At 67.0% G+C, this 5,966-nt stretch carries 7 protein-coding genes and 1 pseudogene; 3 read left to right on the plus strand and 5 right to left on the minus strand.

Features of this window, described 5'->3' with window-relative positions; translation table 11 throughout:
* From QOD90_RS07565 to QOD90_RS07575, 3 genes are all read right to left on the minus strand, one after another.
* Positions 1-474 (minus strand): hemerythrin domain-containing protein (locus QOD90_RS07565; RefSeq protein WP_526348241.1); only part of this gene is annotated, 474 nt, incomplete at its 3' end.
* A gap of 18 nt (positions 475-492) precedes the next feature.
* The gene (locus tag QOD90_RS07570; protein ID WP_526348243.1) at positions 493-666 is read right to left on the minus strand and encodes a hypothetical protein; all 174 of its coding nucleotides are present in this window, start codon (positions 664-666) and stop codon (positions 493-495) included.
* Between the two features lie 70 nt (positions 667-736).
* Positions 737-2,110 (minus strand): NAD(P)/FAD-dependent oxidoreductase, encoded by a 1,374-nt coding sequence (locus QOD90_RS07575; protein ID WP_526348245.1) that lies wholly within the window; start codon positions 2,108-2,110, stop codon positions 737-739.
* Between the two features lie 191 nt (positions 2,111-2,301).
* Between QOD90_RS07575 and QOD90_RS07580 the strand changes: the two genes are divergently transcribed.
* Positions 2,302-3,402 carry an alpha/beta hydrolase gene (locus QOD90_RS07580; protein WP_526348247.1) on the plus strand — a complete coding sequence of 367 codons (1,101 nt, stop codon included), beginning with the start codon at positions 2,302-2,304 and terminating at the stop codon, positions 3,400-3,402.
* A gap of 8 nt (positions 3,403-3,410) precedes the next feature.
* Complete coding sequence (locus QOD90_RS07585) at positions 3,411-3,782, plus strand: SRPBCC family protein (protein WP_526348249.1); 372 nt, start codon at positions 3,411-3,413, stop codon at positions 3,780-3,782.
* A gap of 33 nt (positions 3,783-3,815) precedes the next feature.
* Here the strand turns inward: QOD90_RS07585 and QOD90_RS07590 are convergent, their stop codons facing one another.
* Both QOD90_RS07590 and QOD90_RS07595 read right to left on the minus strand, forming a co-directional pair.
* Positions 3,816-4,205, minus strand: coding sequence for a limonene-1,2-epoxide hydrolase family protein (locus QOD90_RS07590; protein WP_526348251.1), 390 nt, complete (start codon positions 4,203-4,205; stop codon positions 3,816-3,818).
* Between the two features lie 100 nt (positions 4,206-4,305).
* On the minus strand, positions 4,306-4,776 hold the full coding sequence (locus tag QOD90_RS07595; RefSeq protein WP_526348253.1) for an Lrp/AsnC family transcriptional regulator: 471 nt from the start codon (positions 4,774-4,776) through the stop codon (positions 4,306-4,308).
* Between the two features lie 140 nt (positions 4,777-4,916).
* On the opposite strand from QOD90_RS07595, the pseudogene QOD90_RS07600 reads away from it, so the two are divergent.
* Positions 4,917-5,966: pseudogene (locus tag QOD90_RS07600) on the plus strand (indolepyruvate ferredoxin oxidoreductase family protein); the annotation flags it as partial.

A 5,966-nucleotide genomic window follows, 5' to 3' on the forward strand; every position in this document is an offset into this window, starting at 1 on the left:
TATCTCGAGGCCTCGGGTGGTGGGGTGTTGGGACATGAACTCCCCGTACTGACGGCCGAGCGCCTCGCGAAGACCGATGGGCGCATGACGTCGAAAGTCGGAAAGACCTTCGCGTTCCTCTTCGCCCATGTGGTCGTCGTTGGCCTTGCGCGTCCGGCCAACCGCCGACCACCACTCGTCGGTGCCGATCTCGGCGGCGTCGGCGTCTCGCACGCCATCGCGAATGTCATTGTGGTCGCCGATCGCGTCGAGGGTCTCGCCCTCGGGGTCGTCGGCGCCGCGCTTCAACAGCTGCGGATAGAAGATCGCTTCTTCGATGTAGGCGTGCACGTCCAGCTTGTCGGCGAGTGCCCGCCAGACCTTTGCGAGCGCATCACCTTTCGCCGTCGGACGAGCTTGCAGGTAGTCCAGCCTTGCAAACTGCTCGCGAAACCACTCGTGGTCGGCGAGGATCAGCATGGTGATGTCGGCCATCGCGACTCCATCGACGGGCTACGCAGCGGAAGTGTCCACTGACGGCGTTGAGGAGTCCTCGACATAGACGTAGCCGCAGGGTTTGCACGACACCTCGTAGCGCAGGAATCCGCCGTCTTCCTCCTGGAAGCTGTAATCAGCGTGGACCATGCAGCGCGGGCAGCGTGCCGTACCTCGTTCGACCACGCTCATCGGCGACACCTTCCGTCGTTGGCGGCCTGACCTCCGCCTGCACGGAGGAGATACCCGAATCAAGCCGCCGTCAACCCTGCCCGCCGCCTTGCGCCGATTTGATCTCTCGAGGGGATGGCACGGGACCGCACGCGGACCAGGTGTACGGCTGTTCGTGGGAGCTTGGACTGCCAAGCATGAAGGTTCGGTCGGTGCGCCGCGCGCGGGCAATCGTGCTCAGCCAGGTGGCGACGGTGCTGATGCGGTTCTGCACGCCGGTGAGAAACGCGATGTGGATGAAACCCCAACCGAGCCAACCGAAGAACCCTGCCAGCTTGACGGGGCCTGCCTGCAACAGGGCGTGTCCGCGACTGATGTAGGCAGCCGAACCGAGGTCGCGGTACCGGTAGTGCTTGCGCGCCTGACCGGCCAGGTCGTGCCGGATGCACGACGCAACGTGCAGGCCGCCCTGCATGGCGTTCTCCGCAACGCCGGGAAGCTTGTCGCGGCCGACCAGATCGCCGATGACGAAGACTTCTCGGTGTCCTGGCACGGTCAGGTCCGGGTCGACTGCGATGCGTCCCGCGTGATCCATCGTGGCCCCAAGCACCTCGGCGACCCGCCGGGCGAACGGCACGGCCTCCACGCCTGCGGTCCAGAGCACCGTCCGTGCCGCGTGTTCCTCGCTGGCGCCGCCGGCCTTTGGCGTCACGGTGATGCCCTCGCGACGCACGTCGGTGACGTGCACGCCCATGTGCAACTCGACGCCCAACTTCTCCAGAATCCTTGCGGCCTTGGCAGCCAACGCGGGGGCGAAGCTGCCGAGCACGCACTCCCCGCCATCGAAGAGCAACACCCGGGCTTCTTCGGGTTCGATGCTGTGAAATTCGTTGGCCAGCGCACGGGTGGCCATCTCCCGGATCTGGCCTGCCAGTTCCACCCCGGTCGGTCCGCCGCCGGCAATCGCGAAGGTGAGCCAGCCGTCACGCTCCGGGCCGGGGGCCAACGTCTCGGCGATCTCGAAGGCGGCGAACAGACGCCGACGGATGCTCAATGCGTCGTCGAGGGTCTTCATGCCAGGGGCCCACTTCGCGAACTCTTCGTGCCCGAAGTACGACTGCCGCATCCCGGCCGCCAGCACCAATACGTCGTACTCGAGATCGAACGTGGACTCGTCGGGGCGGCGCGCGGTGAGACGGCGGGCGTCGGCATCGAGGTCGATCGCCTCGCCGAGAAGGGTCGTGACGTTGCGGTGCTTGGCCAGTTCCTCGCGCAGCGACCGGCTGATCTGTCCGATGCTGAGCGTCCCCGTCGCGCACTGGTAAAGCAAGGGTTGGAAGACGTGGCAGGCCGTCCGGTCCAGCAGTGTGACGTCGACGTCGTCGCCTCCGAGGCTCCGCGCGCAAAACAGCCCGCCGAAGCCGCCACCGACGACCAGCACCTTCGTCCGATCGTTGCTCACCATTTCGACACTACGCACGCCGTGGGATCGCGGCGGACGGACGCTCGACGGAGCCGTTCGGTGTTTCGACGCAGTGGGCGCCGGGTAAGTTCCCGGTCAACGCTGCAGCCAAGTCGGCGTCCGACTCCTGTAAGCGGAAGGCGTGAGCCTTGTCTCCCAGCGATAACTCGGCGGCAGCTGTTCGAACCCGTGGAATGATCCGGCTGAATCCCGTCGACGTCCTGCTGGCGTCGACGAGACTGTATTCGTCCCTGCCCGTCGTCGGCCGGCACCTCGAACCGTTCGCAGGCCTGACGGCGATGGCACTCTGGGGCGGTCACTATGCGCCCGCCGCCATTCGTGCGGCGCTGGGTCGCCGCTTCGGCGGCAGCACGGTCGCACCGGAGGCCGTAGCAAATCCCGGCAGACCCGCGCCGAGTCGCGTGCCGCCCTATCTGCGTGCCCGCGCCCAGAAGCGAAAGTTTTTGTCTCACAGCTCGATCCGCTACGGCGATCACCCGGCTCAGCTGCTCGACGTGTGGCGCAGACCGGACCTACCGCCCGACGCGCCGGTGCTTCTCTTCGTGCCGGGAGGGGCGTGGGTGCAGGGCACGCGGGTGCTTCAGGGGCACACCCTGCTGTCCCATCTGGTCAAGCAGGGCTGGGTGTGTTTGACGATGGACTACCGGGTGTCACCGGTGCATCGCTGGCCGCGACACATCGAGGACGTCAACGCAGCAATCGCATGGGCCCGCGCGAACGTCGAACGATATGGCGGCAACCGCGAATTCGTGGCCATCGCAGGCTGTTCGGCGGGTGGTCACCTGGCCGCACTGGCCGCGCTCACCCCCGGAGACGCCGCGTTCCGGGGCGACCTCGACGATGCTGCGGACACCTCGGTGGACGCCGTCGTCGGCATCTACGGCCGCTATGACTGGCAGGATCGCTCGACTCCGGCGCGGCGGAACTTTCAGGGTTTCCTCGAGCGGGTCGTGGTGCGGCGCAGTCAAAACCGTCACCCCGAGATCTTTGCCGCCGCGTCGCCGATGGCGCGCATCCACGAAGACGCACCGCCGTTCCTGCTCATCCACGGCGAGCAGGACACCATCATCCCGGTCGACGAGGCCCGGCAATTCCACGCCTCGCTCGCGGCGGTGTCGCGCAATCCGGTTGAGCTGTTGGAGATTCCGCGGGCGGGCCATGCGTTCGATCTCGTCGACGCCTCACATGCCCGGCGAAGCGCGGCGGAGATCTCGCGGTTCCTCACCGAGGTGGTTGACCGGCACCGCCAACGACGCCCCGCCGCCGCGGTCTGATCCCTCGCATGCTGACCGCCGCGCGCACCATGGCCGCTCCGCCAGGGGCGGCGTGGCGCGTGCTGACCGATCTCGACGCGTGGCGGCGCTGGGGACCATCGGTGCAACGTGCGGAACTGGTCGAGCCAGGACCGCTGCGGCTCGGATCGCGGGGCAAGGTCTGGACACCGATCGGCGTAGCGCTGCCCTTCGAGATCACCGAGTTCGACGACGGTCACGCATGGGCGTGGAAGGTCGCCGGAGTGTCCGCGACGCGGCATGCGGTGGAGCCGAGTCCAGGCGGATGTCGCGTGTCGTTTGGCGTGCCGATCTGGGCGCCCGCCTATTTGGCCGTCTGCGCATTGGCGCTCAAGCGGATCGAGGGCTTGGCTACGACTTAGCCTCGATCCACCGGCGGGGCACCGGTGTCGCGACTACACCCCGACCTGCCGGAGCTGCTGCTCCATCGCAGCAGAATCGAAATAGTCCCGCCAGACGGTGATCCTTCCGTCGACGACGGTAAGGGTGCCCATTACCGGCAGGGAGATCACGGCGCCGCTCGAATGGTGGAAATCGTCGACCCGCTCGTTGAGGACGACATTGCCGGCGGCAGCGATGTTCACGATCTTCCAATCCGCGCGGAACGTCGTGCCCATGCCGAAGTCGAGGTGGAACTTCCGAACGGCCTCGCGGCCGTTGATGTCCGGGTAGGGCACGTTGTCGTACAGCACGTCCTCGGAGAGCATGGCCAGGGCTTCCTCGACACGATTGGCGTTCCAATGAGCCACGAAGATCTTCGCGACATCGATCGGGCTGTCTGGCATGGTGTCTCCTCGCGAGTCGGATCCGCCGGGTCGGCGGTTCGATTACCGGCGGGTGTGGGTTGAGTCTGTTCGGTCACGTATTGGCAACCAGCAGCGGGGATCAAGGTTTAGCGAGCTCCTCCAGCAGCGGACGCGTGCGGTAGGCGACGACTTCGTGCATCGCGACCGACATGGTGGTGCGCTCGACTCCCGGCACCGCGAGAACCAGGCCGACCACGCGATACAAATCGTCGGCATCGGTCGCCGCCACGCCGATCAGCAGGTCGGCCGCCCCTGACAACCCGGTGACTTGCGTGATCTGCGCGATGGTCTCCAGTTCGACGATGACGTCGTCGAGTCGGTGCTGATCCACCACCGCGGTGATGAATGCCTTCAGGGGATAACCCAGGTCGCGGGGTGACACGCAACGGTCGATGGGTGCCAGCACCTTCTCCTGATCCCACCGCGCCAACCGGGCCTGAACGGTGTTGCGCGCGAGCCCGAGCACGGCGGCCAGTTGCACCCCGGTGGCACGCGGTGCTTCGCACAGCGCGAGAAGCATGCGGGCATCGGTGCGGTCCAGCTTCGTCATGTCGCCCAGTATTGCACGTCACACTTGCCGGGAAATGGGCAACATGCTCAACAGAGTGTGCGTGGCTTGCTCATTGTGCACGCTAGTGCTTCCCTTGAGGGAGCAATTCGCCCATGACCGCACTGAGGTGGTGAGTCCCCATGACAGATCTCGACGTCCGCCGTCCGGACCGTCAGCCCTACGAATTGGGTGACCGCTACCGCTCGGGGTCCGGTCCTGTGGTGCTCACCGGTGTGCAGGCCCTGGCGCGGGCCTTCGTCGAACAACACGAGCGCGACGCGCGGGCGGGTCTACGGGTCGCGACGTTCGTCTCCGGCTACCAGGGCAGCCCACTCGCCGGCGTCGACCGCCTGCTATCGGGCATGCCCGACGTTCTCCGAGCCCATGACATCACCTTCGTTCCCGGTCTCAACGAGGAACTGGCGGCGACGTCGGTGTGGGGCAGTCAGGCCGACCTGCCCATGGGCACGCCGACCCACGACGGCGTCGTCGGCGTCTGGTACGGCAAGGGGCCCGGCCTCGACCGGGCCACCGACGCTCTGCGGCACGCGAACATGTACGGCGCCAATCCGCGGGGCGGAGTGCTGCTCCTCGTCGGCGACGACCCGGCGTCCAAGTCCTCCACCGTGCCTGCCGTCAGTGAACGGTCGCTGGCCGCCCTCGGAATACCGGTACTGTTCCCGCGCAACGCCCGCGAGATCGTCACGATGGCGATGCACGGTGTGGCGTTGTCGCGAGCATCGGGATGTGTCGTGGCGCTCAAGATCGTGGCCGACGTGGCCGACGGCGCCTGGTCCGTCGACGGCAGCATGGCCGACGTCGACATTGTCATACCCCAGGTGCTATGGGAGGGAAGGCCATTCGTCTATCGGCAGCGTCCGATGGCCGCGCCCGCCGACAGTCTGATCGCCGAAGCCGACCTCTACGGGCCCCGCGCCGAAGTGGTGCGCGCCTACGGCGCCGCCAACGGACTCGACGTCGTCGAGCTCGACCCACCCGACGCGACGATCGGAATCGCCGCCACGGGAACCACATTCGACTCTGTTCGCCAGGCCCTGAGCGACCTCGGCGCCGACGACTTCGCGCTGTACCGCGCAGGCGTCAGGCTGTTGCGCATCGGAATGCCCACCCCGCTCGGCCCCGACGCGGTGACGACGTTCGCCGAGGGCCTCGACGAACTGGTCGTCGTC

Origin of the sequence: Mycobacterium sp. (assembly GCF_032161845.1) — a bacterium.
GTDB lineage: Bacteria > Actinomycetota > Actinomycetes > Mycobacteriales > Mycobacteriaceae > Mycobacterium.

Coding starts and splice junctions, on each gene's coding strand:
- QOD90_RS07570 (WP_526348243.1), bottom strand. CDS start 666: ATGAGCGTGGTCGAACGAGGTACGGCACGCTGCCCGCGCTGCATGGTC.
- QOD90_RS07580 (WP_526348247.1), top strand. CDS start 2,302: ATGATCCGGCTGAATCCCGTCGACGTCCTGCTGGCGTCGACGAGACTG.
- QOD90_RS07595 (WP_526348253.1), bottom strand. CDS start 4,776: ATGACGAAGCTGGACCGCACCGATGCCCGCATGCTTCTCGCGCTGTGC.
- QOD90_RS07585 (WP_526348249.1), top strand. CDS start 3,411: ATGCTGACCGCCGCGCGCACCATGGCCGCTCCGCCAGGGGCGGCGTGG.
- QOD90_RS07590 (WP_526348251.1), bottom strand. CDS start 4,205: ATGCCAGACAGCCCGATCGATGTCGCGAAGATCTTCGTGGCTCATTGG.
- QOD90_RS07575 (WP_526348245.1), bottom strand. CDS start 2,110: ATGGTGAGCAACGATCGGACGAAGGTGCTGGTCGTCGGTGGCGGCTTC.